The sequence below is a fragment of the Desulfoconvexum algidum genome (assembly GCF_055382125.1).
This window is the reverse complement of the sequence record NZ_AP042394.1, coordinates 1,149,874-1,174,561: the sequence shown is the minus strand read 5'-3', so window position 1 is coordinate 1,174,561 and position 24,688 is coordinate 1,149,874. Positions and strand designations below refer to the sequence as shown.

The window sequence follows — 24,688 nt, the reverse complement described above, 5'->3', positions numbered from 1 at the left end:
TTGTCGTCGATCTTAATGCCCTATTTTTACATCTTTTGTATTTGGATAATATTTATTTACAATTTCTGAAACTTCAAAAAGCCAACCGGTACGTTTCTCTTCACTGCTTGTAATAACAACACTGAACATCCTTCTATAAAAATCATGGACGCCACAAAGATCAAAAATACAGTTTTTCCAAATTGTTTCAAGCGGATCCTTAAATACCTCTATTTCGCGATTTGAATCGGTATTTGAGGTATTAAAAACCAAGGCCGATTTTGCGTTAAGCAACCCGACAGGAACGCCTTCACCTGAGTCACCCTCAATAAAATCATATGCAATTCCGGGTCTAAACACCCTGTCTACCCACCCTTTCAAAATAGCAGGCGGCTGCCCCCACCAATTGGGATGAACAACAATTATCCCATCTGCTGAAGAAATTTCATCACAATGCCTTTTTAATTCATCTGATAATTCGGCTGTTCGTGGGATTTCTTTGGCAGGTAGTAACGCATCAAATTTTTCAGCATACAAATCATGAAAAAGGACTGTATGGCCATTTGCTGCAAGAGTCTTGCGGCAGCATTCTGCAATGGCAGCGTTGAAACTGTTTTTATCAGGATGGGCCAGGATTATTGAAATTTTCATCTATTCATTCTCCGTTTCTCTTTTTCAGAATGCAAAAATAACCGGCTCGCTCGGTTGGTTTTTTTGTTGAAATCTTTTGTTTCATGGTTTTTTTTGTTAAAATAACTTAGTGATTTGCCAGTCTGAATTCTAAGTGTCACAGTATTTGTCATAGCAATGTCACAGCTATGATAAAACATAATATTTTACTTGCCCTGACCCCATTAAAACAATCCTATTTTTTCCATCGCGTTTTTGCCCGCTCAATAATAGATGGCTCTGTACTTGGGCCTTTACCGGCAACCACCTGCTTAAAACCCGGCATAAAACTATATTTTCTGGCGTGGTTATTCATCACTTTTTCAACTGTTTCCATCCAGACTGGTTCAAGATCTGCTTCTTCATAGCATTGTTTTGCCTGTTCAAAGTTGGATAGAGCAGCATCATAATACTTGCTTTTTCCTGCATTTATTATCCGTAATCCCATGGCCTGGTAAAGTTTGGCTGCTACATCCGGATAATCCACGGCAAGTTTTTCAGCAGCAGGGTTAATTGTGTAATGGCTCAGAAACTCGATACTGCCATCGGAAGTTTTACGTAACCGTTGTGCAAGTCTCTCATTTTCTTGTAATCGGAGCAGCAGTGTGATGGCTGAGCTTAATGGTGCGGTATTGATAACTTCAAGAATACGAGGATGCCATTCTATACGTTGTTGTTTCGGAATATGCCTTATCAGCTCTTTGTGGGAAAATTCATCAGGGTGTTTTAAAAAATTTTGCCATGCATCCTCCTGTGCTTCCTCAGATCGCCCAAGTTTAGTTAGGATATCACGCTTCATGGTATCCAGGTTATAGCTTGAACCTCGGTACAACCGCCCATCTTTCTGAATTTTTAGCCCTTTTTCTACCCATTCCAAAGCCTTTGCCGGTTTTCGGCGAGATAAAAGTAAGCCTGCAATAATCTCGCAATCTTTCGGTAATAGTTCGGTTTCCTCACAGATAGAAACATATGATTTTAAATCACGTCCGGCAGCATAAATGGTTTTTAGTGTTTCCCCCAATTGTCGATGGTGATGATCTTTATTCCTTTCTGCGTCAAACCGTATACGGATGGCCGCAGCGAATTCATTGAGCCCTTGCTTGGAAAGTACCTTTGATACACTTTTTTCCAGTTGATAAGTAAATCCATAGTCGTCATCATCCATCCAGGAAAGAAGCCGGGTAACCGTTTCTCCGGGGTCACACTTTCCCTTCTGCCTGGAGTCAACCCAGGAACAAAACAGCTCTTCCACAAACATACCAAACGATCCGCTTGAGTCGTCGATCTCTTCAGCCTTCTCGTAACAGACAGCAATAAAGGTTTCTATTAGATCAACGGCTTGAAGAGGATTTTTGTCTGCAACACCGTCAATTTGCTCGTTTACCTTTTCAAGGCCTGAAATAAAGGACCAACCCTCATTGTAACCGATGAAGTCGCCCGGTTTTATAGCACTTTCTATTGCATATTCAATAATTTTGGTTTCAGTTGTTGTTTTTGGTTTTTTTTTGGCCATTCATCATCCTTTATCAATATCCAGTGTTCACACAGGTTGAAGGATAATCCGATTTGACATGTAACATCACCGGAAGTATCAAACTTTTCCATTGTGCTAAACTTTTTCGGGAACCCAATGAGTTGACAGCACTTCTATGTACAGGCCTATATTTTTCCAGGCTTTTTGAAGAAATGATGCATGATCAATAATAATGATATCAGATAAAGGGGTGATTCCTTTAATGTGGGCATCATCATTAATTTTTATAATTGAACGCGTTAGATCTGATTTGTTTCGTGTGATTTTTGATTTGGAAAGTTCCTTAAAAACCAGGACATAATTTGTTTCGAGCAGATAGTATTGAAGTGATATAAAAAAATCATAAAAACCATTGCATTTCTCATAGGGCAAATTGGCCCCGATTCCTTTGATTGTTTTATCTTTACAATCAATAAGAATATACCGTCGATTAAGCCACTTTAATGCTTCTTCTGTGCGGCTTGAAATAGAATCGATTTGATTTTCATTAAAAATTTGAATGAATCCTGCATTGGGATTCGACCCTTTTAGTCGTTCATGGTTGTTGTAAAACAGAGAATGTAAAAACAGCTTATATTTATTGAATGAGCTGTGAAAAAGATACCAGTCAACCAAATCTGTTTGTTCGCGTAGATCTCTTTTTAAGACTTGCATTATGGGGTCATTTTCTGACTCAGCCCTTTTCTTTTCCAATCTGAACTCTTCAAAAGAAATAATATTATCTGTCATATGGTCATGCCCTTTTATTTGGTTATTTTGGCTCCTTCGTTGTTTGAGAAAACGCTTCCTGCAAAACTGCCTGCATCAATTGTTCGGCGTGGGCCTGGTTGCTGGTGACCCGGGCTTCCAATTGGTCACAGATGGCGAATAGTTTTTCGACTTTTTGAACAATGGCTTTTTGTTCAGAGAGTGGAGGGAGAGCAGCCTTGGTATCAAATTGATAAGAATGACAGGTTTTTCTTTCAGCGCCGGTTGTCACAAGCGGGTAGTGACCCGGTTCAGCTTTCGCTAATCCAGTATTCCCTTTTTTAAAATCACATATATTTTCCAACTTAACGACACCCACTACTCAACCTCCCCATCCTCAAGAAATAGTCTTTCCCGTTCAATTTCCGCAATCAGTTCTTCTTCTGTTGGCAGGACCAGCCTGTATTTGGACAGATCATCGGAAAGCTGCAGAAATTCCAGCACATAAGGGTCTTTGATAAATGCCCGCTGATTGATTTTTTCAGTATCAGCCTGATTTTCAGGTGTGCTTTGAGGGTGTTGTGAAGATAGGAGGCGTTCATAATAGAGGGTATTGATATTGCGCTGCAGGTGGCGAACACTCCATTGCTGCTGGGCAGCTTCAGTGAGATAGTAATTTCTTGATTTTAAATTGTCTATCCGCATTATCAATCGGTTATGGCTCCAGCTCAATTTGCTACACACTGTGTCGCAAATCTTTTTATCCGGGTAGGTCAGGTAGAACTGCCGGAAATTGCGCAGATTAGGTTTGAAATAAAGTATATAATCAGCTCTTTTCCTTTTTCCCCGGCTTGAAAGGTTGCCTTTGACATAAATACGCCCATCGGTAAAGGACACTTCTTCTCTGATTTCGGTAATCTGATTCCATCCGGCTTTTTCCAAAGCAGGCTGAATGTATTTTGTGCAGATGTCTCGTTCAGTCAGGTTTTTCTTTGAAGTCATCTGTTACCTTTTGTCTTTTTAAACTTTCACCGGCTACTATGTGTCCAACGAATTCGTATCCGGTTTTATATACCATTTCAAGTCAAAATTACCAATTCGATTTTAAGAAGTGATAGCAATGCCTTTTTTACAGTATTTTTATCCCTTATGATCCTATAGATTAGCTGAATCAATACGATTTATAAAGCTTGATTTTCGGCTATGGTTTTCCCGAATAGCCATCAGCTTTGATTTGAACAAACTGGTTGTATTAGTCTTTTTGGCAAGGTCCTTCAAATCAATCAGAAGTCTTACCGCTTCATCATAGTCCTTTGGCTTTTTGGTCAAAATAAGGGTGTCCACTTTCTTCCAGATTTCTTTTTCCCTTCCGGCCAGTCCGTTCAAATGTTTTTCCCTTGCGATGGCCGCTTCCTTTTCTTTGCGTGCTTTTTCCTTTGCTTTCTGTTCAGCTATCTGCCGATCCTTTTTTTTAGTATATGCCTCCGCTTTTTGAAGCATTTTCATTACAGTGCGTGATGCCTTTTGGGTATCTTTTATTGATAGTGTTTTTCGAAACCGTTGTAACAGTTCGTTTCCTATATGAGGATCGTTGTCATTGATTAGCCGAAAAATAATTGTATCTTTTTCACTATTGGGCAGCCCACCTATCCAGATTTTTAGTTTTTGATCGTTTTGAACCGATTTTTGTTCTGCAATACTGTTTTCAGCGGCTACCTGGATAAGATCCTTATCGAGCCGCATGAAATCCGCGAAACTTTCAAGGGAAGCATTTAAATTTCCAAGATTTGCAGGAACAGGCGGTTCTTCTTCATCGTCTTCGATCTCATCCATTTGCGCACAAAAGAGCCAGGCAAGATACAAGCATCGATAATCCCCCCGGATAAGATCAGAACGTAATGAAATCAATGGTAACAGATAGCCTTCACCTTCTTCCCAATCATAGTCTTCGGTTTCAGATGTAAAGTCAAAGATGAGGTAATCTCCCTTTTCATAGATAGTCCAACTGTCTCCGATGCAATATTGACTTGCAAGATCCAAATCTATTAATTTTCGCGGAATCCTCAGCATAAGCTGATGGGTTCCCCAATTGGTGACATATAAAAAGGCATCAAAATATTTTTCCACCAACTTCAATGGGTCACCTTTGAAGTTGCCATAGTTGTATTCATTGACAAAGCTTGTGGAGGTGATCTGCGCCCTGGAGGATATATCCCGAAGCGCTTCTCGATCTTTTTCAGATAAAGGTTTGTCTATGGCCTGAAATTCATAATACTGGTATTCACTCATATTGGTTCCTTATAGTTGCTGCCGGGTTTAACCGTTTTCCGTTGCTACCTTGCAGCGTATTTGCTTTTCTGTAGCCTTTCGATATTCGACTCTATCTACGACAGCCGAGGTGCAGCCCAATCTTGAACATCTACGGCTCGGCGCGAGCATGTTTTTGTTAGCTAACCTGCTTTTTATATTCTTTGTGTTTATTTTATGCAACATATGTTGTATTGTTTCAACAAATACTTTGTCTTCATCCTGCACACAAATTCTGATTTTTCTTTTGATACACCTAAAAATTTTAGTACCATTATTGGTTTTCACATGGCCCAGCCAGCAACACATAATTTTGATGTTTACCAGCCTCGTAACCCCAAGGCAAGCGCATACTATAAATGTGTTGAAAATAATTTTGAAGAACTGGAACGAATGTGGGACGACATGTATGCATCCCGCCTGGGTTTCTGGCGAACATACGTCATGACCATGATTTATAAATACCTGGACTGCGGGGATCTCCACATGGGGTTTGCCAGGGTCCGGTGTGACGAATGCGGCCATGAATACCTCCTGGCATTCTCCTGCAAACGCAGGCAATTCTGTCCTTCCTGCCACCAGAAAAGGGTCATTGAATACGGTGAATGGCTACTTTGCAATGTGCTCAAGGATGTGGCACACCGGCAGTGGGTGTTCAGCATTCCCAAGCGGTTACGGATTTATTTTCTCTTTGACAGGAAATTATTGTCAAAACTGTCTATCTGCGCCTGGAACGTCATTAAAAAATATCTCCAATCAAGTGTAGCTGATAATGATGCAGTGCCCGGTGCCAGTATTGCGGTACAGACTTATGGAGACTTTCTGAACTTTAATCCTCATCTGCATGCCATTGTTTCCGACGGCTGTTTTTCACAAGACGGTTATTTTCACATGGCTCCGGGGTTCATGCTGGAAGACCTGGAAGAAATCTTCCAGTATGAAGTTCTCAAAATGCTTAAAAAAAAGGGGAAGATAACGGATGCCGTCATTGAAAATATGCTTTCATGGCGCCATTCAGGTTTCCATGTCTACATCGGTGACAGGATCTTTTCCGATGACCAGACAGGTCTCGGCAATCTTGCCCGGTACATCATCCGTGCCTGTTTTTCTCAGGAACGCATGGTCTACATCCCGGAGCAAGATTCCCATGACGGTACCGCCAAGGTCGTATACACCTCGAAAGACCACAAGTCCCGGAAAACTTTTAATGCTATGGACTGGCTGGCCAGGCTGGTGACACATATTCCCGGTCGGTACGAACAGACGGTAAGGTATTACGGCTGGTATTCGAACAAATCTCGGGGGATGAGAAAAAAGGCCGATCTGGATGACACCATTCCTACCGTTATCCCGAACGAGATGTCTTCCAAAGAGTTCCGTCAGAGCTGGGCTCGTCTGATTCAGAGAATCTATGATGTGGACCCGCTGATCTGCCTAAGTGCCAAGGCACGATGCGTATCATCAGCTTTATCGAGGAACTCGACATAATCGAAAAAATTCTGCGTCACCTTGGGCTTTGGGATATCCGTAACCATGATCCACCAAAACCTGCTATTCCCAATTTTATTCCAGATTTGGTTTACGACTTTTCCGATTCCCAAATCCCGGCTGCCGATTGGAATTAATTTTTTCAACGCTTAAGGGGATTTCCGGTGGGGTATGCTTAAAATCAGCCTAAAAAATAGCTGTTCAGCCCTTTTTCAGTGAATCAGGTTCAATTTTTTTTGATCTTTCCAGGGTTGTTTTTTTTATCACCAAGGCCGATTTGACATCGAAGCCCCAGCCGGGCACGACCCCAACATGTTGGGGTCGTGCCCGGCTGGGGCCATATTTTAGGCACTTGATAATCTTTATTATTCTTTGTTATACCTTGCTTGAAAAAAAGAAAGTTCCTATCCTTCTATCCGAGAATAGTTGAAATTTCTTGTGTTAAAATATTTCCTATTTCCTGTAATTTTTGCTAACCCATAAATTTGCTTTCTTTTTTCTCCGCCTATAGCAACTCCATAGCGACCAAGATATATTGTTCCAATTTCTGTTATGGATTGTTGAATTTCCTTTAATGGTCTTAGCTTTTTGTTCTCTGGTTGTTTTATTACAAAGCTTTTATAGATTCCTAATGCTAATCCATTATTGAAAGATTGTCTTGTGTAATCACTTATGTAATATCGGTCCCCTGGTTTTTGAGACATTGGGTCTTTTCCAAGACAAACTTCTATTCTTTCTTTTTCAAGTTTACATTTTTGTAGTTCTTCTTGAAATATTTCATCTAATTTTATTACGAATTTTATCTCTTCATCAGTTGTAAAAGTAATGTCTGGAATTAAATTTATTCTTGATGGCCATGCGCCATAATTAGTATTTTTACCGTAATTTAAGAGTGCTCTTCTATCTTTACTTTCTTTTTTTGTTAGTTTGGTTTTATTATTTTTTTCTATTTGTTCAATTTGGGTTCTATATCTTTCGCACCCATTTGTTTTTTGAATTTTGGTTTCACCAAATGCATTTGTTATTGTCATTGCCATCATTAAGGCAACTAATTCTATGTTTCGTATTGTTTTATTCATTCTACGGTTTCCTTTATAACAGGTTTCCCTAATGAGGATAACTGCCCGAAGATGATGTCATTTCTATATAAGGCACAAAGTCATAAATAAACCTTCCATTAAAACGAGCGAATTCCATGCTGGTCAAAAAGGACATATTTTCTGTAAGTTTCCTCTGGGCGAATTTAAAATGATCTTGTACCTAACCGGATATTACTGATTTTTTACTATTTAAAAGTGATGGTCCTTGTTTGTCTGTTGTAAATCTTCTTTTTGGATACGCTTATTATTTTCCCATCGTGCTTTAAGTATTGATCTCTGCATATTACAATATATTGCCCATGTGCATGTGGACCTCTATATCTATACACGCCATTTATTATGTCACCTAAAATTCCTCGTGGGGAACTATAGTTTGAATATCCGCCAGCAAACATACCAAGAAAAGTACAACGCAAATCGTTTGGGTTAGTACCCCTTTCTGGCCTGCTCGAGCATGCAAATACAGAATAATTCTTGTGCTTGCCTTTGGGCCAATATGCAGGAAGCCGGTCAACATTTTTTAATACAAGTTCAGCCACATCACTGTTCGATCCCGCAAAAGAAATACCTCCAGATAAGCAAGCCACTACCAAAACAAATATAAAAAATACTTTCTTCATAAAATAGATACTCCTTTTTTAAAATCATTTGAATACGGATCGTAATAAATTATCGCAGCCCAAGCTTAGTCACAAGGTCATAAATAAAGCGCCCATTGAAAACAACTGAATTACACGCTGGTCAAGAGGAGAGCTTATTCTCAATAATTATCATCCGGAAGAATTTAAAATAATATTGTGCCTAATTGCATTGCGTCCAACCTGTATCATCAACTCGTTCTTCCATTAAATTTGTTTTTTTATTGTATTTCCTCCAAGTCGATGACCTTGCTTCTGTAATACCCTTAGACGGAACCACGCTGATGCTTCTGCCAACCGATCTTGTTAAGATCCCATCCTTATTTTGGACGTATCCATTGAAGGGATTGTTTCTACAGGCATCGAGAATAATAATATTGGTTTCATTACCTGCGGTTTCAAATAATCTTAAAACCGTTTGTAATTTTATGGTGTGAATGGAAAGGGAGACAGTATCCTCAAGTTTGGCATCAATGGGAATCAAATAATTCTGATCATCAAACTGAACTGCATGGCCAGCATAATAAAAAAGCCCGATACCGCCATCTCTTTTCAGCCTGGTTTCAAAGGATCTAACCGCGTTAAGCATCTGGTTTTTTGAACCGTTGGTCAGACAAATCGTATTATATCCAAGTTCAGTCAATACCTTGGAAAAGTCTTTTGCATCATTGTATGGATTTTTTAATGGAGAAAAGGCATAGGAGGAATTCCCAATGATAAGTGCATTCTTCTGACTGGCACCGGCATCCATTACGCCCCCAAGAATTATGGGAAAAAGAAAAATACATATCAGTACTTTCGTTATATCCATCGTTTTTCTACACCACTTTTGATTGAAAAAAACTTTCAAAATAATCTTCTCCTCCCACATTCAAAATGAATTTACCCAAAGGGAAGATCCATTTAATATTTTTGTCTGTTAGATTTCTTATCGAATGTAATTTTATCTTTTCTATTTTTTTAATTTATTGTTCTTGAACGTCCGGCATTATGGTGTCCGAGGCAAGGACAACAAAAATTATTGAACACAATCTGGAGTAAGTTGTATTTGTTAATCATCTCATTGATTTAAATGGAGTTTTGTATGCATTTGTGCTTTACTAAGCCTCGCTTGAGCTAACTTCACTAGGTTCTTCAAGTTTTTACAATATGCGGACAAATAAACATACGCTTAAAATATGTCCTTATAAATTGAAAAGTTGAAGCTAAAAAATGTATCTAACCAAGCGTATGAAGTAGTTATTTTCTATAATTCTGGGTTGTTGAACCATAAAGCTGGAGTCTTGTTTCCATATGGATAATGTTTCTATAAAAGCTGCAAAAGCAATAATTGAACTCAGTTCCGTTTTTAAAGACCTTGATAATTTGATGGATTTTCCAGTTGTATTGCAAACAGTTTTAAAAAAATACCTGCATATCGACTGGTTAGCGATGATCCAAGGGAACAAAAATCAGGTTTCACAAATAACAACAAACAAATCATTGCCCTTTAACTGGGGAGAGCTTTATCAAGAAATTGCACCCCATGATAATTTTCTAAAGACAACCCTAAACGCAAAGCCGGGAAGTGTCATTCTTGCGGATGAAGTAATGGACCACAAAAATGAAAAAAACCGATACTGCATGGAGTATACAAAAAAACATACCGATACAAGCCAGTTTATCGCCCTGCCTGCGATAATTAATAGTGAAAGTCACATGATTTTTGGTATTTATCGAACAGAGGATAGATACAAGTTTTCAATGGAAGATAAATTCTTCTTAGAACAGATATGCCCAGTAATTATTGCAGCGTCTAATATTTTAATATTTCATAAGCAATACGAGTTTCAAAGAGTTGGTCTCGAGCATTTAATGAAAACAAAAAAAAAACCTTACCTTGCTTTTGATCAACATCTTTTCCCCGTTGATATTCCTGAACAAACAATAGAATTTTTCAGAGAAATTTTTTCGGATAAAAACATTAACGGTATTCCGAGACCCATAATTGATTGGATAAATAGTGACTTAACCAAGATCATTTCTAATCCGATAGTCCATGAGCCGATTTCCATGAAACTCAAGTTATTAACCGGTACACTCATAGGGTATACGTATATAATAAAAAAGTATTTTTTCATGAGTTTCATATTTCAGGAAGATGATTGTGTGAACGAAAAGACATTACCGCTCACACCGATGGAAAATAAAGTTATCGATCTGTTAAAACAGGGGTTAATCGTCAAAGAGATTGCCCACAGGCTGAGTATTTCTGACCGTGGAGTGAATTTTCACAAATACAATATTGTCAAAAAATTAAGAGTTTCAAATATTGCCCAAGCAATTAATCTATTATCAGAATATGGTCTGTAGCAGATTAAAGATTTTGGTGTACCCAATCAAACATCCCGAAAAAAATATTATTTCAAGCAAAATTGTCAAAGAACTGCGGACTCAATAGCACACCCTGGAATTTTCAGAACCTGTCAAAATTGACAGGTTCTGAAAATTTTGTTTTTCCCAAACTCTCCAGGAAGGATGTCAAACACGATTTGCATCTGGTTACGCTTATTGATATCTGCAACTTCATTGACTAAAAAAATCACTCGTGTGTCAGAATGGGCAACGAATCCCAGGAAAGGGAGATGCCTCTTTTCCGGGCATAACCTGTAAACCAGTTTGTTATTTCGGTGATACTCACATCCAGCTGTTTCAACCCATATGCAGCCTCTTTTGAACCGGGCAGATCGGGAAGGGGGCTTTCCGAGGCAAAGGCGAACACCATTTCATTTCCGGTTCTGCCCTGGACCTCAAATTTAAAATCGCTTGCATATGTATCATTGGGAATGGCTGCTATGGCCTGAAATTCATAATACTGGTATTCACTCATATTGGTTCCTTATAGTTGCTGCCGGTTTTAGCCGTTTTCCGTTGCTACCTTGCAGCGTATTTGCTTTTCTGTAGCCTTTCGATATTCGACTCTATCTACGACAGCCGAGGTGCAGCCCAATCTTGAACATCTACGGCTCGGCGCGAGCATGTTTTTGTTAGCTAACCTGCTTTTTATATTCTTTGTGTTTATTTTATGCAACATATGTTGTATTGTTTCAACAAATACTTTGTCTTCATCCTGCACACAAATTCTGATTTTTCTTTTGATACACCTAACAATTTTAGTACCATTATTGGTTTTCCCATGGCCCAGCCAGCAACACATAATTTTGATGTTTACCAGCCTCGTAACCCCAAGGCAAGCGCATACTATAAATGTGTTGAAAATCATTTTGAAGAACTGGAACGGATGTGGGACGACATGTATGCATCCCGCCTGGGTTTCTGGCGAACATACGTCATGACCGTGATTTATAAATACCTGGACTGCGGGGATCTCCACATGGGGTTTGCCAGGGTCCGGTGTGACGAATGCGGCCATGAATACCTCCTGGCATTCTCCTGCAAACGCAGGCAATTCTGTCCTTCCTGCCACCAGAAAAGGGTCATTGAATACGGTGAATGGCTACTTTGCAATGTGCTCAAGGATGTGGCACACCGGCAGTGGGTGTTCAGCATTCCCAAGCGGTTACGGATTTATTTTCTCTTTGACAGGAAATTATTGTCAAAACTGTCTATCTGCGCCTGGAACGTCATTAAAAAATATCTCCAATCAAGTGTAGCTGATAATGATGCAGTGCCCGGTGCCAGTATTGCGGTACAGACTTATGGAGACTTTCTGAACTTTAATCCTCATCTGCATGCCATTATTTCCGACGGCTGTTTTTCACAAGACGGTTATTTTCACATGGCTCCGGGGTTCATGCTGGAAGACCTGGAAGAAATCTTCCAGTATGAAGTTCTCAAAATGCTTAAAAAAAAGGGGAAGATAACGGATGCCGTCATTGAAAATATGCTTTCATGGCGCCATTCAGGTTTCCATGTCTACATCGGTGACAGGATCTTTTCCGATGACCAGACAGGTCTCGGCAATCTTGCCCAGTACATCATGCGTGCCTGTTTTTCTCAGGAACGCATGGTCTACATCCCGGAGCAAGATTCCCATGACGGTACCGCCAAGGTCGTATACACCTCGAAAGACCACAAGTCCCGGAAAACTTTTAATGCTATGGACTGGCTGGCCAGGCTGGTGACACATATTCCCGGTCGGTACGAACAGACGGTAAGGTATTACGGCTGGTATTCGAACAAATCTCGGGGGATGAGAAAAAAGGCCGATCTGGATGACACCATTCCTACCGTTATCCCGAACGAGATGTCTTCCAAAAAGTTCCGTCAGAGCTGGGCTCGTCTGATTCAGAAAATCTATGATGTGGACCCGCTGATCTGTCCCAAGAGCCAAGGCACGATGCGTATCATCAGCTTTATCGAGGAACTCGACATAATCGAAAAAATTCTGCGTCACCTTGGGCTTTGGGATATCCGTAACCATGATCCACCAAAACCTGCTATTCCCAATTTTATTCCAGATTTGGTTTACGACTTTTCCGATTCCCAAATCCCGGCTGCCGATTGGAATTAATTTTTTCAACGCTTAAGGGGATTTCCGGTGGGGTATGCTTAAAATCAGCCTAAAAAATAGCTGTTCAGCCCTTTTTCAGTGAATCAGGTTCAATTTTTTTTGATCTTTCCAGGGTTGTTTTTTTTATCACCAAGGCCGATTTGACATCGAAGCCCCAGCCGGGCACGACCCCAACATGTTGGGGTCGTGCCCGGCTGGGGCCATATTTTAGGCACTTGATAATCTTTATTATTCTTTGTTATACCTTGCTTGAAAAAAAGAAAGTTCCTATCCTTCAGCACTATACGGGTAAACCATAATGTGTATTCTGTAAACAGCAGACTTATTGGTGAAGGTATCCAGGCTCGTCTGTACATGGAACGGTTGGAAATATGGTACGGCCAAAAAAAGGTTGATACCTTGCCAAGGCAACGTGGTGATGATCACCAGCAATCTGCCATTCTCCAAATGGGAAAAGATATTTAAAGATCCCATGACTACGGCAGCCGCCATTGACAGGCTCGTTCATCACAGCATCATTCTGGAATTGAACATAGACAGTTATCGAATGGAACAGGCAAAAACAAAGAATCCAATAGAAAGGACTTATGACGATGCCCAACCAAGGTCTTGATACAGAATATACAAGAGAAGAAATCAAAGAAATAGTCAAAATGATACGGCTGGAATTATATAACAACGGTCTGTTTTGTGGCGCCAAAGCAATTAAAAATAAAATGGAAGATGATGATATCGAGCCTATGCCATCAGAAAGCACTATCGGTCGAATATTATCACGCAATGGCTTGACGCATGGCAGAACCGGATTTTATGAATAAAAGGACTTTTTACCAAATTTATAAAGGGGGCCAGCCCCCAAACCCCCGGAGTTTAACGCATGGTGGACCAAAGTATGAGATCAAAAAGTAAAGGCCGCACATGAAAGTACGGCCCTCATACTTCGGTCACCTTCTCGGCGCTCGGGTTGCTCTCCAGCGTAGCCCTATCCTCCGGAAGGATAAAGATAGAAACCATAGTGAGATTGATTCTGCAAGTATTATTTAATGAAATTAGCTGGTTATGTTGAATGGAAAACGGGAGTTTTAATTGTCGTTACAGGAAAAAAATAATTGTCGTTGATCACTTGAGTAATCTCAAGCTTGATATCAATAGTATTGATGATGTGCCCTAAAGTACAAGCATGATGACAGGACCCGCCAAAATCAAAAGGACAAAAAAGGTGAACGTGTTAGGTGGAAGCCACTTAGCGAAAGCTTCTTCCTGATTTTTTTCATAATTCGTCATAAGCTCTTTCTGGTTATCTGACAAGTTACCTTCCGCATCTGGCTTATTGTTTGGCAAGGGACAAAGTCGTTCAAACGCCTCATCTCTTATGACCTGATACAGACCCGTTAGCCCGATTAAAAATATTGAAAGTAAGGTTATCTGAATAATTATTATGTTTCTATTCTGAATCCATTCCTCATCAGGTAAAACGCCCAGGGTGAGTGAGAAAAAAATACCAAAAGCACTAAGCACCATGCAAAAGACAGAAAATCCTTTGTTAAAAAGGCTAAAGTAAAAAGCATTTGCACTTGCTATTAAAAGAACAATTAAGACGATTAATAAAGACGTAATATCGAGATAACCCGCAGCAACTTGGACGATATCTTTCCAATCAAAAAATATTGCTGTTACAGCAAAGTTCATCGGAATAGATGGCAAAAAAGGTGCCGTTTCCAAGAGCTTGCCGAATTGGTCAAAACTGCGGACATGATCACCCGCGGCGGCAAATAAAAATGCATTTGCACTTAGCAGATAACCTTTACTTAGTATTAATAACAAAAATAATGGAATAAAAAACAGAATCCATGTGAATGGGACTTGATAAATTCTGATATTTTTTACGACTGAGAAAAATGTTTTGTTCACAATAGTTAGCACAAACACGAAAAAAAATGTCCCCAAGATGCCAGAAAGAAAACTATCAATCACACCGATATTAAGGGGCAGATTGCCCAATGTTGCAATCTTAATACCCTCCCATAACAGGCATACTGGCAACAACACAATGAAGGATAAAAACGCTGGTCTGGAAAGTTTGGATATTTTAGAAATTATTTTTGAATCTGCGTATTTGCTTATGATTTCATAAAATTCATTTGATGCCTTATTAATGTTACGGTTCTTGTCTTCAATAATATTATCGTTAATGTTACCCATGTGTATCCCTTTTTTAAATATTGAAATGTTAGTCGCAATCACAAACCTTCAAGGCTTCTGTTAAAGAAACGCTTGCAAATTCTTGGTTGCCTGCCCCATTTTTTGCCCATTCTTCATATACTTTTTTGCGGCATTTATTTTGTTTCTTTTTTAAAGACTCGCGTACAGATACCTTCAATCTTTTTTTTGTTACCTTCTTAGAAATTTTTTTTTGAGCAGGTGAGCTGCATAATGCTTTGGACGTACCGGAAAACCAACACCATTTTCTATTCAAGGAATCTGTTTGACAGATTGCATTTGGGCTAGAGCATGGATCTGCATATTTAACGATGGTCCTTGGTACTGTTTTCTTATTAATTTGTTTTTCATAGTAATTGACAGCATTATTGATACGTTTTTCTTTCCTTTTTTTCTGCTCTACTTCTAATTTTTTTCTGCTTTTATAATCCTGATATGAATTAGAGACTTCTTTTTTGGCTTTTCGTAGGGCTTTTTCACTTCTTTCATGTAATATGCGAGATTGTTCTTTAGCAGAATCCGAAAGTTCGAATAATTTATCTGCAAGAGACCCGGCGTGGGCAGGTACAGCAAGGAAATATGCCAACAGAATAACAGTAAGGATTTTCAAGATTTCTCCGTATTTTATGAATTTTATAGTGGACCCCATGTCAAGACCGTTTTTCCTTTTTTTTAAGCTACATTTAAAGTCTGATTTACCAGCTAAATTGTCCCGGCTTTATCAAATTTTAAGACTCTATTCGGTTGATTTGAATTTACAATTTTGATTATTTTGGATTTTCACGATATTTAAAACCTGCATTCTTCAAAATTTCTTCTAAAATGACTCCGAGCTCTCCTTTTGCTTTTAATTGATCAAGCATCCATTTTTGGATGCGAACATTCATACGAACACGTTTGAGATGTGGAGGCAACTTTTTTTTTGGTTTGCCTCTGTATCCACCACGTTTGCTCTGCATATCATAACCTCATAGTTCTGTTTGAAACCCAGGGACACCTGTTAGTCAAGGATCATAGAAAAGTGTGGCACGCTTTACAAAAAAGACACCCAATTCTTGGCTAAAGTACCCAGCCCCTCTTGTTAAGTTCGGCCTCCATAGACCTTTCTCTCAAGAAGAAGCCCTTGAATTTTTACTTTTCTCTGGTATTATGCCCTGCCAGCTCGGAGGATAGGGTAATGCTGGGAAGCAACCTGAGCGCCGTAACTGGTGACCGAAGCATGGGGGCAGTGTGTTACGCATATGCACTGCCCCTTTTCATGCTTTGGTCCTTTAAGCGGTAAATCCCGGGGGCTGGGGGCTGGGGGCTGGCCCCCAATAAAATTGTTAAACTTCCTTATAAATCGTTTAGTTAGCCATATAATAAATTGATTCCGGAGTTTTATATTTTAATGACTGGTGAAGCCTCTCCTTGTTATAAAATTTCAGATAATCTTTTAATGAGCTTTGAGCGTCTTTCATGCTTTGGTAGTCCTTTAAATAGACCTCTTCGTATTTAACTGTCCGCCATAATAAACGCTCCACAAAGATATTATCGAGTGCCCGTCCCTTTGCATCCATGCTGATCTTGACATTGCTGTCTGTCAAAATCTTTAAAAAGTTCGTCGCTGTGTATTGGCTGCCTTGGTCTGTGTTGAAAATTTCAGGTTTTGAAATACTTAATGCTTCTTCCAGGACTTCGACACAGAAAGTATTTTCAAGGCTATTACTGAGCCGCCATGATAATACGTACCTGCTGTACCAGTCTATCACTGCAGTTAAATATATGAAACCATTGCCAACTCGGATAACCAAGATCATTTCTAATCCGATAGTCCATGAGCCGATTTCCATGAAACTCAAGTTATTAACCGGTACACTCATAGGGTATACGTATATAATAAAAAAGTATTTTTTCATGAGTTTCATATTTCAGGAAGATGATTGTGTGAACGAAAAGACATTACCGCTCACACCGATGGAAAATAAAGTTATCGATCTGTTAAAACAGGGGTTAATCGTCAAAGAGATTGCCCACAGGCTGAGTATTTCTGACCGTGGAGTGAATTTTCACAAATACAATATTGTCAAAAAATTAAGAGTTTCAAATATTGCCCAAGCAATTAATCTATTATCAGAATATGGTCTGTAGCAGATTAAAGATTTTGGTGTACCCAATCAAACATCCCGAAAAAAATATTATTTCAAGCAAAATTGTCAAAGAACTGCGGACTCAATAGCACACCCTGGAATTTTCAGAACCTGTCAAAATTGACAGGTTCTGAAAATTTTGTTTTTCCCAAACTCTCCAGGAAGGATGTCAAACACGATTTGCATCTGGTTACGCTTATTGATATCTGCAACTTCATTGACTAAAAAAATCACTCGTGTGTCAGAATGGGCAACGAATCCCAGGAAAGGGAGATGCCTCTTTTCCGGGCATAACCTGTAAACCAGTTTGTTATTTCGGTGATACTCACATCCAGCTGTTTCAACCCATATGCAGCCTCTTTTGAACCGGGCAGATCGGGAAGGGGGCTTTCCGAGGCAAAGGCGAACACCATTTCATTTCCGGTTCTGCCCTGGACCTCAAATTTAAAATCGCTTGCATATGTATCATTGGGAATGGCTGCTATGGCCTGAAATTCATAATACTGGTATTCACTCATATTGGTTCCTTATAGTTGCTGCCGGTTTTAGCCGTTTTCCGTTGCTACCTTGCAGCGTATTTGCTTTTCTGTAGCCTTTCGATATTCGACTCTATCTACGACAGCCGAGGTGCAGCCCAATCTTGAACATCTACGGCTCGGCGCGAGCATGTTTTTGTTAGCTAACCTGCTTTTTATATTCTTTGTGTTTATTTTATGCAACATATGTTGTATTGTTTCAACAAATACTTTGTCTTCATCCTGCACACAAATTCTGATTTTTCTTTTGATACACCTAACAATTTTAGTACCATTATTGGTTTTCCCATGGCCCAGCCAGCAACACATAATTTTGATGTTTACCAGCCTCGTAACCCCAAGGCAAGCGCATACTATAAATGTGTTGAAAATCATTTTGAAGAACTGGAACGGATGTGGGACGACATGTATGCATCCCGCCTGGGTTTCTGGCGAACATACGTCATGACCGTGATTTATAAATACCTGGACTGCGGGGATCTCCACATGGGGTTTGCCAGGGTCCGGTGTGACGAATGCGGCCATGAATACCTCCTGGCATTCTCCTGCAAACGCAGGCAATTCTGTCCTTCCTGCCACCAGAAAAGGGTCATTGAATACGGTGAATGGCTACTTTGCAATGTGCTCAAGGATGTGGCACACCGGCAGTGGGTGTTCAGCATTCCCAAGCGGTTACGGATTTATTTTCTCTTTGACAGGAAATTATTGTCAAAACTGTCTATCTGCGCCTGGAACGTCATTAAAAAATATCTCCAATCAAGTGTAGCTGATAATGATGCAGTGCCCGGTGCCAGTATTGCGGTACAGACTTATGGAGACTTTCTGAACTTTAATCCTCATCTGCATGCCATTGTTTCCGACGGCTGTTTTTCACAAGACGGTTATTTTCACATGGCTCCGGGGTTCATGCTGGAAGACCTGGAAGAAATCTTCCAGTATGAAGTTCTCAAAATGCTTAAAAAAAAGGGGAAGATAACGGATGCCGTCATTGAAAATATGCTTTCATAGCGCCATTCAGGTTTCCATGTCTACATCGGTGACAGGATCTTTTCCGATGACCAGACAGGTCTCGGCAATCTTGCCCAGTACATCATGCGTGCCTGTTTTTCTCAGGAACGCATGGTCTACATCCCGGAGCAAGATTCCCATGACGGTACCGCCAAGGTCGTATACACCTCGAAAGACCACAAGTCCCGGAAAACTTTTAATGCTATGGACTGGCTGGCCAGGCTGGTGACACATATTCCCGGTCGGTACGAACAGACGGTAAGGTATTACGGCTGGTATTCGAACAAATCTCGGGGGATGAGAAAAAAGGCCGATCTGGATGACACCATTCCTACCGTTATCCCGAACGAGATGTCTTCCAAAAAGTTCCGTCAGAGCTGGGCTCGTCTGATTCAGAAAATCTATGATGTGGACCCGCTGATCTGTCCCAAGAGCCAAGGCACGATGCGTATCATCAGCTTTATCGAGGAACTCGACATAATCGAAAAAATTCTGCGTCACCTTGGGCTTTGGGATATCCGTAACCATGATCCACCAAAACCTGCTATTCCCAATTTTATTCCAGATTTGGTTTACGACTTTTCCGATTCCCAAATCCCGGCTGCCGATTGGAATTAATTTTTTCAACGCTTAAGGGGATTTCCGGTGGGGTATGCTTAAAATCAGCCTAAAAAATAGCTGTTCAGCCCTTTTTCAGTGAATCAGGTTCAATTTTTTTTGATCTTTCCAGGGTTGTTTTTTTTATCACCAAGGCCGATTTGACATCGAAGCCCCAGCCGGGCACGACCCCAACATGTTGGGGTCGTGCCCGGCTGGGGCCATATTTTAGGCACTTGATAATCTTTATTATTCTTTGTTATACCTTGCTTGAAAAAAAAAAGTCCCTATCCTTATTCTGGATAAAGGGATAGGGTACCAGGGATTTACACCCAAGAAAGCTTAAAGGAAAATGAGACAAAAAGACCACAACAGATTTGCAATCCGGAAAAATATCGTTCGGGTGAAATCCTTCCGGTGCATCCTTGAAGCGGTTGACCGGAGCGATATTGCAAATATCTGCACCCAGTTGCATAGTTGTTTGCTTTACAAAATCTGAATCCATTGCACTTTATCTCCCCTTGGCATGTTTAAGGATAGCAACCCTGATCAGCCGCCACTGATTACAAGAACAAAACTTCAAAGGAAATCATCATAATGGAAACCGGAACAAATGACAATAGCCCGAAAAAAAGGATATCGCCTACCACCCCTGAGTTTAATTTTCCTGGCTCAACCTTGAAGGTCATCACGGCCCAGCAGGGTTTGGGCATGGTATAGCGCACCTGGGCCTGGACCGCTTCCACAATGATTTCTTGATAGATCACCTCAGTTTTTTCACAGTATTTGCCTTTTCCAATATCTATTTGAAATCCTTTAAGCCCCCCCCTCTCGCTGATATCATCAGCCAGTTCCCTTGGGTATGTATTTGAAAAGCAGCAGAGAAAATGGTACACAGCAACTATATTTTCAAAATCCGGAGCCTTCCTAACATTACAGTTTGTACTCAAGAAGGGGGCAAGTCAGCACTGGTCGATAAAAATTAAAACCTACATTTTCTCCATTCCTGAGAATCATCCCATATAATGGTATTTTGATGGAGCGAAACACCATTATAATAAGGAGAAACACCTTCTGTATCGGCAATACGAATACGAATCTTATTTCCAGAAACTTCTTCTACATAAGCCTTAATTGTGACATTTAGGAAAATTGCCATTCGACCATCTTTACAGACCATATCTCCTTTGTTCTTCTTGGCAATATATTGACGGATTTCATTTTCTCGTTTTTGTTTAGCTTTTTGCTCTCTTTTTTCTCTCGCTTCTTTCGCTTTTTGTTTCGCAATTTTGCTCTGTCGTGCTTCTTCTGCTTTAAACGCGTTTAGCTTGATCTTGCATCGGTCATTACCAGCATCAGCAATAATCTGAGACGGATAGTTACTACCATATTTATCAATAGAAAGATCAAGGGCATTTTCAGAATTAGTTCCATTTTTTATCAAGCTATCAACAAGAGAAGTATATTTCCTGTTGGCCGCTGTAACGACTAACCCTTCACTACCTTCAGCAGGAATTTTATTCTTCTTTAAAAGGTAGGTTACAAGTTCAGGAGACTCATGCTGTATCGCTAATGAAGCAATGATATAACCATCAAAATCTAGTTTTTGCTCCATAATTGCAATAGCAACCTTGTCCATATTGTTTACAATTGTTTTTCTTAGAGTAGAAAGTTTTCCTTGAGCACCTTTTTTCAGGTAGAAAGAAGCGCGCCGTTTGTCTTTTGCAACCACAGCGGCGTGAAGTTGCTTAGTCAGCTCATTTATTTTTACAGTAGATTCGACATCAAGATTTGCTCCCGCCTCAAATAATCCAATAACCTTTGGATAAAGGTTGATAGAATTTTTTAATGCGGCCTTGTCCTTTTTGTTTTTAATACGAGCGGCTTTTTCTTTTTGTTTGCTAATTACTTTTCGATACTCGACAAAAAGTTTTTCTGTTTTTTTGTTTATCTTAATTCCTGAAGCAAGAAGCAATTTTGTTATTCTATCGAATTGGTTATACTCAAGTTTCTGAACAATTATTCCTTTAGCTTTAGCGCTCTTAGTATGTTTAATATAGCTCTGAAAATTCACTTCAAGATCTTTTGGTGTCGGTTTGACTCCTTCATCAACGAGAAACTTGATGACCCGATATCTAGATTGTAAGGTCTGTTCACCCTTTTTTTTATAGCTACCATAGATACTTGTTTTATCGGTATCCCAAGTTGTAAAAATGGTTTGTTCAAGGATATTATTTGTATTTACACCTTGTTTTATAAGGATCTTTGCGACATTTAGGTTAATCCCTTCAATACTATAAGAAGTAGTGACATATCGAAGAAGTTCTTTACATTTTGTTAAATCCGCTTTATCTGAAAGAAAAAGCGCTATTTGCTCTGATGTTATGTGGGCATTTTTTCTATTCTTTTTATTCATTCTTTTAGGAGCAAAGGCGCTAATCAAATCTGAACAACTCAACTTATTAAATATATCGGGTTCAAAATCACCATTCAGATACATAAGTTGAAATGATTTAAAATCTTTACCAACGACATTATTAAATGATCTGTCCGTTATTGCTGAGAAAAGAGCCTTATCACTAATAAATGCCCCCTCTGCAATTAGTTTGGCAACTTTATGATAATTATTGAAATCTTTGTATTTATTATATTTATCAATTCGAACTTGTTTTACCAGTTCCTCGTCCAATTCCGTTTGAGTCTTTGTGGTCGGTTTACCGAGAGGTATTCGCTTTGCTGTATACAGCTGTTTAGGTATTACCCCGTCAAGCGGAGAACTAGCATATAACACAGGTACATACAATATGCTGCCCAGAGTAATTAGGAAACAAGCTATCCTTGAAATATGTATTTTCATATCTTTCCTTGTCATTTTTATTGGTATGTTGCTGATTTAATTTATTAGTACTACAGAACGTCTAACATTCATTTTGAAAAAGGATTCAATGTCCCTCCTGAGCTTTTAGACCTTGGCCACTTGCTCAGCAGTCAGATCATGTGGATCAGTTGCCACGTAAAACGTTGAACCTGCGATCTTATACCCAACGACTCGAACTGGTGTTTTTGATTGGTTCACAGGTTTAACATTTTGTTTGCCGCATTAAAAGCAAGACAACCAAAACCAGACGTGAGGAACATGAGATCAAACCTGGCAACTACATTTTCTATGATGCTGCCTATGCTAAATATAGACGTATGGTTCAAATCTTTGGTACTCTTATCACTTACCTGTTGCTGGCAATCCATTGCCGCAAAAGCTTCAATGAGAAGGTTACCATCAGAAGAGGTCGACAACTGCGAACGGCAATCTTGAATGGGCTTTTCACTGGCGAGGAGAATCCCTCTCCAAGTTCAAACCGGGACAATATTGTCAAAGATCGAAAAAGCACCAAGCACGCAAAAACCTAACCGGTAACTACTGAATTTTAGCGATAATAATGACAATAGAGGATAATTAAGTGTTAATTGTGATGAAAACGTGTGAAAGAATAGAGGTTTCGACGAACCCGGCAAGCCCCATCAGGTCCACGGTCCCCTCTGTGTGTTCCCTACGTTCAAACACCCCCCAGCTGTTTTATCTTGTCATGGGTGAGGCAGAGGCAGACAATGCCGCTGCACTCCAGGATCAGCATGGCCATCTGCTCCTTTGTGATGGTCTCGGCAGGGAAAATGAGATCCCCCTCGTTTTCGCGGTCCTCATCATCCACGAAAAGCACGCCCTTGCCAGATACTAGGGCGGCCATAGCACGCTCCACCCGTTCAATTGAATTGCCGAACTTGGAAATAGACACTTGATTCATACAAAACTCCCTTTTTGTTATAAAACATTACCATAATATCAGGGGAGATGATGGGGTGGGACTGCCCGACAAGGCCCGAGGATGCCAATCCATGACAGCCGTTAAATAAACAAATCCACCGGCCAACCGGAATCTCAAGGTTTGTGCACCACACCGGATCGGCCCTGGTCAAAATATTCCCCTTTCTGAACGGTTATATTTTATCTTAATATATTGTTCAGTTTTCTTACCGCTTCATCATAGTCCTTTGGCTTTTTGGTCAAAATAAGGGTGTCCACTTTCTTCCAGATTTCTTTTTCCCTTCCGGCCAGTCCGTTCAAATGTTTTTCCCTTGCGATGGCCGCTTCCTTTTCTTTGAGTGCTTTTCCCTTTGCTTTCTGTTCAGCTATCTGCCGATCCTTTTTTTTAGTATATGCCTCCGCTTTTTGAAGCATTTTCATTACAGTGCGTGATGCCTTTTTGGTATCTTTTATTGATAGTGTTTTTCGAAACCGCTGTAACAGTTCGTTTCCTATATGAGGATCATTGTCATTGATTAGGAATAAAAATAAAATAAACTGACTATAATTACCCTTTTCCCGGTATCGCTCTATAATTCCACTGCCCCAGACAATCATCAAAAACTATTCTCATGGTTTCTTTAAAATTATCAGCATATTTTCTCCCAGTTTTATAGATTTTTTTTATAATGTGGGCTTTAACTTTTAAACCCGTTAGTGTAGTCGTATTTTCAATCAGTTCTTTTACATAATCATGACTTTTTAGGATGACACCCTTTAAAGATCTTGTAATATGGGGGAATAGCCGATGCTCTACAAGATTCCATTTTGATGTATAAGGAGGAAAATGTGCCATCCTTATTTCTATTCCGATTTCATCTACAAGCTTCTGCAAGTATTCTTTGAAGATATAGTGGTGGCTTGAATTGCTACCACCACCATCTGCAAGTATGAGGATGGAAGTACAATTCGAATATTGAAGTTTGCCATAAACTTCCCACCAGATCCTTATCGAATCACAGGCAAACTCACTTGTATCTTTACTAACCCCAATGTTTACATGGGCTTTGTTAAATTTTAAATCATAAATGGCGTGCGGAATTACTATCCCATCAGCAAGATATGGAAAATCATGATCATAGACTTCAATTACACCCGTAGTATATACATGGCCATCCCTGTATAAATTACCTAAAAGCTCTTTTTTTTTGTGTCCATACTGACAACCGGATTGCCGTCTTTGAGATATTGCTCTTTTAACTGGTTAATTTTTACAAATTGCTCATTACGATTTTTAGAAGTCCCAATGGGCTTATTCTTAAAGGCTTTTCGTTTTGTGAACCCGTGTTTTTTTAACAGCTTTTTAACCACAGTTACGCTGATAATAATTTCCGCCTCTTTCATTTTTACTGCAATTTTTTTGTGGCTTAAATTGGTCCAACGAATTCTTTCATCCATAGGATCCCCAGCGATATGGTCGTCAA

25 protein-coding genes and 4 pseudogenes are annotated in these 24,688 nt (G+C 39.7%); 8 read left to right on the top strand and 21 right to left on the bottom strand.

Annotation, left to right across the window (positions count from 1 at the left end; genetic code table 11):
- Nucleotides 1-12: 12 nt before the first annotated feature.
- From ACZ45G_RS05370 to ACZ45G_RS05345, 6 genes are all read right to left on the bottom strand, one after another.
- Nucleotides 13-630, bottom strand: a complete 618-nt coding sequence (locus ACZ45G_RS05370) for an NAD(P)H-dependent oxidoreductase (protein WP_464175745.1) — start codon at nucleotides 628-630, stop codon at nucleotides 13-15.
- A 214-nt stretch (nucleotides 631-844) separates the two neighbouring features.
- On the bottom strand, nucleotides 845-2,161 hold the full coding sequence (locus ACZ45G_RS05365; protein ID WP_464175743.1) for a DUF6880 family protein: 1,317 nt from the start codon (nucleotides 2,159-2,161) through the stop codon (nucleotides 845-847).
- Nucleotides 2,162-2,257: 96 nt separating this feature from the next.
- Nucleotides 2,258-2,911: a hypothetical protein gene (locus ACZ45G_RS05360; RefSeq protein ID WP_464175741.1), complete on the bottom strand. Its 654-nt coding sequence runs from the start codon at nucleotides 2,909-2,911 to the stop codon at nucleotides 2,258-2,260.
- Nucleotides 2,912-2,933: 22 nt separating this feature from the next.
- On the bottom strand, nucleotides 2,934-3,248 hold the full coding sequence (locus tag ACZ45G_RS05355) for a hypothetical protein (protein ID WP_464175739.1): 315 nt from the start codon (nucleotides 3,246-3,248) through the stop codon (nucleotides 2,934-2,936).
- The gene (locus tag ACZ45G_RS05350) at nucleotides 3,248-3,871 is read right to left on the bottom strand and encodes a DUF1016 N-terminal domain-containing protein (RefSeq protein WP_464175737.1); all 624 of its coding nucleotides are present in this window, start codon (nucleotides 3,869-3,871) and stop codon (nucleotides 3,248-3,250) included. Before ACZ45G_RS05350 ends, ACZ45G_RS05355 begins: the two co-directional genes overlap by 1 nt.
- 153 nt (nucleotides 3,872-4,024) lie before the next feature.
- The gene (locus tag ACZ45G_RS05345) at nucleotides 4,025-5,158 is read right to left on the bottom strand and encodes a hypothetical protein (RefSeq protein WP_464175735.1); all 1,134 of its coding nucleotides are present in this window, start codon (nucleotides 5,156-5,158) and stop codon (nucleotides 4,025-4,027) included.
- A 306-nt stretch (nucleotides 5,159-5,464) separates the two neighbouring features.
- Here ACZ45G_RS05345 and ACZ45G_RS05340 point away from each other — a divergent pair, with 306 nt between their 5' ends.
- Nucleotides 5,465-6,664, top strand: a complete 1,200-nt coding sequence (locus ACZ45G_RS05340; protein ID WP_464175733.1) for an IS91 family transposase — start codon at nucleotides 5,465-5,467, stop codon at nucleotides 6,662-6,664.
- A gap of 404 nt (nucleotides 6,665-7,068) precedes the next feature.
- On the opposite strand, the gene ACZ45G_RS05335 is transcribed toward ACZ45G_RS05340, so the two are convergent.
- The 3 genes from ACZ45G_RS05335 to ACZ45G_RS05325 all read right to left on the bottom strand — a co-directional run bounded on the left by ACZ45G_RS05335 (nucleotide 7,069) and on the right by ACZ45G_RS05325 (nucleotide 9,213).
- Nucleotides 7,069-7,743, bottom strand: coding sequence for a hypothetical protein (locus ACZ45G_RS05335; protein WP_464175731.1), 675 nt, complete (start codon nucleotides 7,741-7,743; stop codon nucleotides 7,069-7,071).
- Between the two features lie 206 nt (nucleotides 7,744-7,949).
- The gene (locus tag ACZ45G_RS05330) at nucleotides 7,950-8,384 is read right to left on the bottom strand and encodes a hypothetical protein (protein ID WP_464175729.1); all 435 of its coding nucleotides are present in this window, start codon (nucleotides 8,382-8,384) and stop codon (nucleotides 7,950-7,952) included.
- A gap of 181 nt (nucleotides 8,385-8,565) precedes the next feature.
- Nucleotides 8,566-9,213: a caspase family protein gene (locus tag ACZ45G_RS05325; protein WP_464175727.1), complete on the bottom strand. Its 648-nt coding sequence runs from the start codon at nucleotides 9,211-9,213 to the stop codon at nucleotides 8,566-8,568.
- A 482-nt stretch (nucleotides 9,214-9,695) separates the two neighbouring features.
- Here ACZ45G_RS05325 and ACZ45G_RS05320 point away from each other — a divergent pair, with 482 nt between their 5' ends.
- Entirely contained in the window at nucleotides 9,696-10,754 is a 1,059-nt protein-coding gene (locus ACZ45G_RS05320; RefSeq protein ID WP_464175725.1) for a helix-turn-helix transcriptional regulator, read from the top strand.
- 229 nt (nucleotides 10,755-10,983) lie between these two features.
- Here ACZ45G_RS05320 and ACZ45G_RS05315 read toward each other — a convergent pair whose 3' ends face one another.
- The gene (locus tag ACZ45G_RS05315; RefSeq protein WP_464175708.1) at nucleotides 10,984-11,271 is read right to left on the bottom strand and encodes a hypothetical protein; all 288 of its coding nucleotides are present in this window, start codon (nucleotides 11,269-11,271) and stop codon (nucleotides 10,984-10,986) included.
- Nucleotides 11,272-11,577: 306 nt separating this feature from the next.
- On the opposite strand from ACZ45G_RS05315, the gene ACZ45G_RS05310 reads away from it, so the two are divergent.
- From ACZ45G_RS05310 to ACZ45G_RS05295, 4 genes and pseudogenes are all read left to right on the top strand, one after another.
- The gene (locus ACZ45G_RS05310) at nucleotides 11,578-12,915 is read left to right on the top strand and encodes an IS91 family transposase (protein ID WP_464175723.1); all 1,338 of its coding nucleotides are present in this window, start codon (nucleotides 11,578-11,580) and stop codon (nucleotides 12,913-12,915) included.
- Between the two features lie 276 nt (nucleotides 12,916-13,191).
- A pseudogene (locus ACZ45G_RS05305) lies at nucleotides 13,192-13,338 on the top strand (Mu transposase domain-containing protein); the annotation flags it as partial.
- On the top strand, nucleotides 13,334-13,528 hold the full coding sequence (locus ACZ45G_RS05300) for an ATP-binding protein (protein WP_464175721.1): 195 nt from the start codon (nucleotides 13,334-13,336) through the stop codon (nucleotides 13,526-13,528). The pseudogene ACZ45G_RS05305 and the gene ACZ45G_RS05300, both read left to right, overlap by 5 nt.
- Nucleotides 13,509-13,733 carry a hypothetical protein gene (locus ACZ45G_RS05295; protein ID WP_464175718.1) on the top strand — a complete coding sequence of 75 codons (225 nt, stop codon included), beginning with the start codon at nucleotides 13,509-13,511 and terminating at the stop codon, nucleotides 13,731-13,733. Before ACZ45G_RS05300 ends, ACZ45G_RS05295 begins: the two co-directional genes overlap by 20 nt.
- Nucleotides 13,734-14,082: 349 nt before the next feature.
- Here the strand turns inward: ACZ45G_RS05295 and ACZ45G_RS05290 are convergent, their stop codons facing one another.
- The 4 genes and pseudogenes from ACZ45G_RS05290 to ACZ45G_RS05275 all read right to left on the bottom strand — a co-directional run.
- Entirely contained in the window at nucleotides 14,083-15,117 is a 1,035-nt protein-coding gene (locus ACZ45G_RS05290) for a hypothetical protein (protein WP_464175716.1), read from the bottom strand.
- 28 nt (nucleotides 15,118-15,145) lie between these two features.
- Entirely contained in the window at nucleotides 15,146-15,745 is a 600-nt protein-coding gene (locus ACZ45G_RS05285) for a hypothetical protein (RefSeq protein WP_464175714.1), read from the bottom strand.
- A gap of 157 nt (nucleotides 15,746-15,902) precedes the next feature.
- On the bottom strand, nucleotides 15,903-16,094 hold the full coding sequence (locus tag ACZ45G_RS05280; protein WP_464175712.1) for a hypothetical protein: 192 nt from the start codon (nucleotides 16,092-16,094) through the stop codon (nucleotides 15,903-15,905).
- A 402-nt stretch (nucleotides 16,095-16,496) separates the two neighbouring features.
- Nucleotides 16,497-16,931 (bottom strand): annotated as a pseudogene (locus ACZ45G_RS05275) (transposase); the annotation flags it as partial.
- Nucleotides 16,932-17,061: 130 nt separating this feature from the next.
- Here ACZ45G_RS05275 and ACZ45G_RS05270 point away from each other — a divergent pair.
- On the top strand, nucleotides 17,062-17,265 hold the full coding sequence (locus tag ACZ45G_RS05270; protein WP_464175710.1) for a helix-turn-helix transcriptional regulator: 204 nt from the start codon (nucleotides 17,062-17,064) through the stop codon (nucleotides 17,263-17,265).
- A 229-nt stretch (nucleotides 17,266-17,494) separates the two neighbouring features.
- Here ACZ45G_RS05270 and ACZ45G_RS05265 read toward each other — a convergent pair whose 3' ends face one another.
- The gene (locus ACZ45G_RS05265) at nucleotides 17,495-17,782 is read right to left on the bottom strand and encodes a hypothetical protein (RefSeq protein ID WP_464175708.1); all 288 of its coding nucleotides are present in this window, start codon (nucleotides 17,780-17,782) and stop codon (nucleotides 17,495-17,497) included.
- A 195-nt stretch (nucleotides 17,783-17,977) separates the two neighbouring features.
- On the opposite strand from ACZ45G_RS05265, the pseudogene ACZ45G_RS05260 reads away from it, so the two are divergent.
- A pseudogene (locus ACZ45G_RS05260) lies at nucleotides 17,978-19,426 on the top strand (IS91 family transposase).
- Between the two features lie 238 nt (nucleotides 19,427-19,664).
- Here the strand turns inward: ACZ45G_RS05260 and ACZ45G_RS05255 are convergent.
- The 6 genes and pseudogenes from ACZ45G_RS05255 to ACZ45G_RS05230 form a co-directional block, all read right to left on the bottom strand.
- Complete coding sequence (locus ACZ45G_RS05255; protein ID WP_464175707.1) at nucleotides 19,665-19,910, bottom strand: hypothetical protein; 246 nt, start codon at nucleotides 19,908-19,910, stop codon at nucleotides 19,665-19,667.
- Between the two features lie 58 nt (nucleotides 19,911-19,968).
- Complete coding sequence (locus ACZ45G_RS05250) at nucleotides 19,969-20,172, bottom strand: hypothetical protein (protein WP_464175705.1); 204 nt, start codon at nucleotides 20,170-20,172, stop codon at nucleotides 19,969-19,971.
- 215 nt (nucleotides 20,173-20,387) lie between these two features.
- Nucleotides 20,388-22,262, bottom strand: a complete 1,875-nt coding sequence (locus ACZ45G_RS05245; RefSeq protein WP_464175703.1) for a hypothetical protein — start codon at nucleotides 22,260-22,262, stop codon at nucleotides 20,388-20,390.
- A gap of 697 nt (nucleotides 22,263-22,959) precedes the next feature.
- Nucleotides 22,960-23,205: a 3,4-dihydroxy-2-butanone-4-phosphate synthase gene (locus ACZ45G_RS05240; RefSeq protein ID WP_464175701.1), complete on the bottom strand. Its 246-nt coding sequence runs from the start codon at nucleotides 23,203-23,205 to the stop codon at nucleotides 22,960-22,962.
- A 200-nt stretch (nucleotides 23,206-23,405) separates the two neighbouring features.
- Nucleotides 23,406-23,645, bottom strand: a complete 240-nt coding sequence (locus ACZ45G_RS05235; protein WP_464175699.1) for a hypothetical protein — start codon at nucleotides 23,643-23,645, stop codon at nucleotides 23,406-23,408.
- Nucleotides 23,646-23,772: 127 nt separating this feature from the next.
- A pseudogene (locus tag ACZ45G_RS05230) lies at nucleotides 23,773-24,662 on the bottom strand (ISAzo13 family transposase).
- Nucleotides 24,663-24,688: the final 26 nt, after the last annotated feature.

Excerpts from the sequence above, each read along its gene's own strand:
- ACZ45G_RS05370 (WP_464175745.1), bottom strand. The coding sequence starts at position 630 with ATGAAAATTTCAATAATCCTGGCCCATCCTGATAAAAACAGTTTCAAC.
- ACZ45G_RS05365 (WP_464175743.1), bottom strand. The coding sequence starts at position 2,161 with ATGGCCAAAAAAAAACCAAAAACAACAACTGAAACCAAAATTATTGAA.
- ACZ45G_RS05360 (WP_464175741.1), bottom strand. The coding sequence starts at position 2,911 with ATGACAGATAATATTATTTCTTTTGAAGAGTTCAGATTGGAAAAGAAA.
- ACZ45G_RS05350 (WP_464175737.1), bottom strand. The coding sequence starts at position 3,871 with ATGACTTCAAAGAAAAACCTGACTGAACGAGACATCTGCACAAAATAC.
- ACZ45G_RS05345 (WP_464175735.1), bottom strand. The coding sequence starts at position 5,158 with ATGAGTGAATACCAGTATTATGAATTTCAGGCCATAGACAAACCTTTA.
- ACZ45G_RS05340 (WP_464175733.1), top strand. The coding sequence starts at position 5,465 with ATGGCCCAGCCAGCAACACATAATTTTGATGTTTACCAGCCTCGTAAC.
- ACZ45G_RS05335 (WP_464175731.1), bottom strand. The coding sequence starts at position 7,743 with ATGAATAAAACAATACGAAACATAGAATTAGTTGCCTTAATGATGGCA.
- ACZ45G_RS05330 (WP_464175729.1), bottom strand. The coding sequence starts at position 8,384 with ATGAAGAAAGTATTTTTTATATTTGTTTTGGTAGTGGCTTGCTTATCT.
- ACZ45G_RS05325 (WP_464175727.1), bottom strand. The coding sequence starts at position 9,213 with ATGGATATAACGAAAGTACTGATATGTATTTTTCTTTTTCCCATAATT.
- ACZ45G_RS05320 (WP_464175725.1), top strand. The coding sequence starts at position 9,696 with ATGGATAATGTTTCTATAAAAGCTGCAAAAGCAATAATTGAACTCAGT.
- ACZ45G_RS05315 (WP_464175708.1), bottom strand. The coding sequence starts at position 11,271 with ATGAGTGAATACCAGTATTATGAATTTCAGGCCATAGCAGCCATTCCC.
- ACZ45G_RS05310 (WP_464175723.1), top strand. The coding sequence starts at position 11,578 with ATGGCCCAGCCAGCAACACATAATTTTGATGTTTACCAGCCTCGTAAC.
- ACZ45G_RS05300 (WP_464175721.1), top strand. The coding sequence starts at position 13,334 with ATGATCACCAGCAATCTGCCATTCTCCAAATGGGAAAAGATATTTAAA.
- ACZ45G_RS05295 (WP_464175718.1), top strand. The coding sequence starts at position 13,509 with ATGCCCAACCAAGGTCTTGATACAGAATATACAAGAGAAGAAATCAAA.
- ACZ45G_RS05290 (WP_464175716.1), bottom strand. The coding sequence starts at position 15,117 with ATGGGTAACATTAACGATAATATTATTGAAGACAAGAACCGTAACATT.
- ACZ45G_RS05280 (WP_464175712.1), bottom strand. The coding sequence starts at position 16,094 with ATGCAGAGCAAACGTGGTGGATACAGAGGCAAACCAAAAAAAAAGTTG.
- ACZ45G_RS05265 (WP_464175708.1), bottom strand. The coding sequence starts at position 17,782 with ATGAGTGAATACCAGTATTATGAATTTCAGGCCATAGCAGCCATTCCC.
- ACZ45G_RS05255 (WP_464175707.1), bottom strand. The coding sequence starts at position 19,910 with ATGGATTCAGATTTTGTAAAGCAAACAACTATGCAACTGGGTGCAGAT.
- ACZ45G_RS05245 (WP_464175703.1), bottom strand. The coding sequence starts at position 22,262 with ATGAAAATACATATTTCAAGGATAGCTTGTTTCCTAATTACTCTGGGC.
- ACZ45G_RS05240 (WP_464175701.1), bottom strand. The coding sequence starts at position 23,205 with ATGAATCAAGTGTCTATTTCCAAGTTCGGCAATTCAATTGAACGGGTG.
- ACZ45G_RS05235 (WP_464175699.1), bottom strand. The coding sequence starts at position 23,645 with ATGAAAATGCTTCAAAAAGCGGAGGCATATACTAAAAAAAAGGATCGG.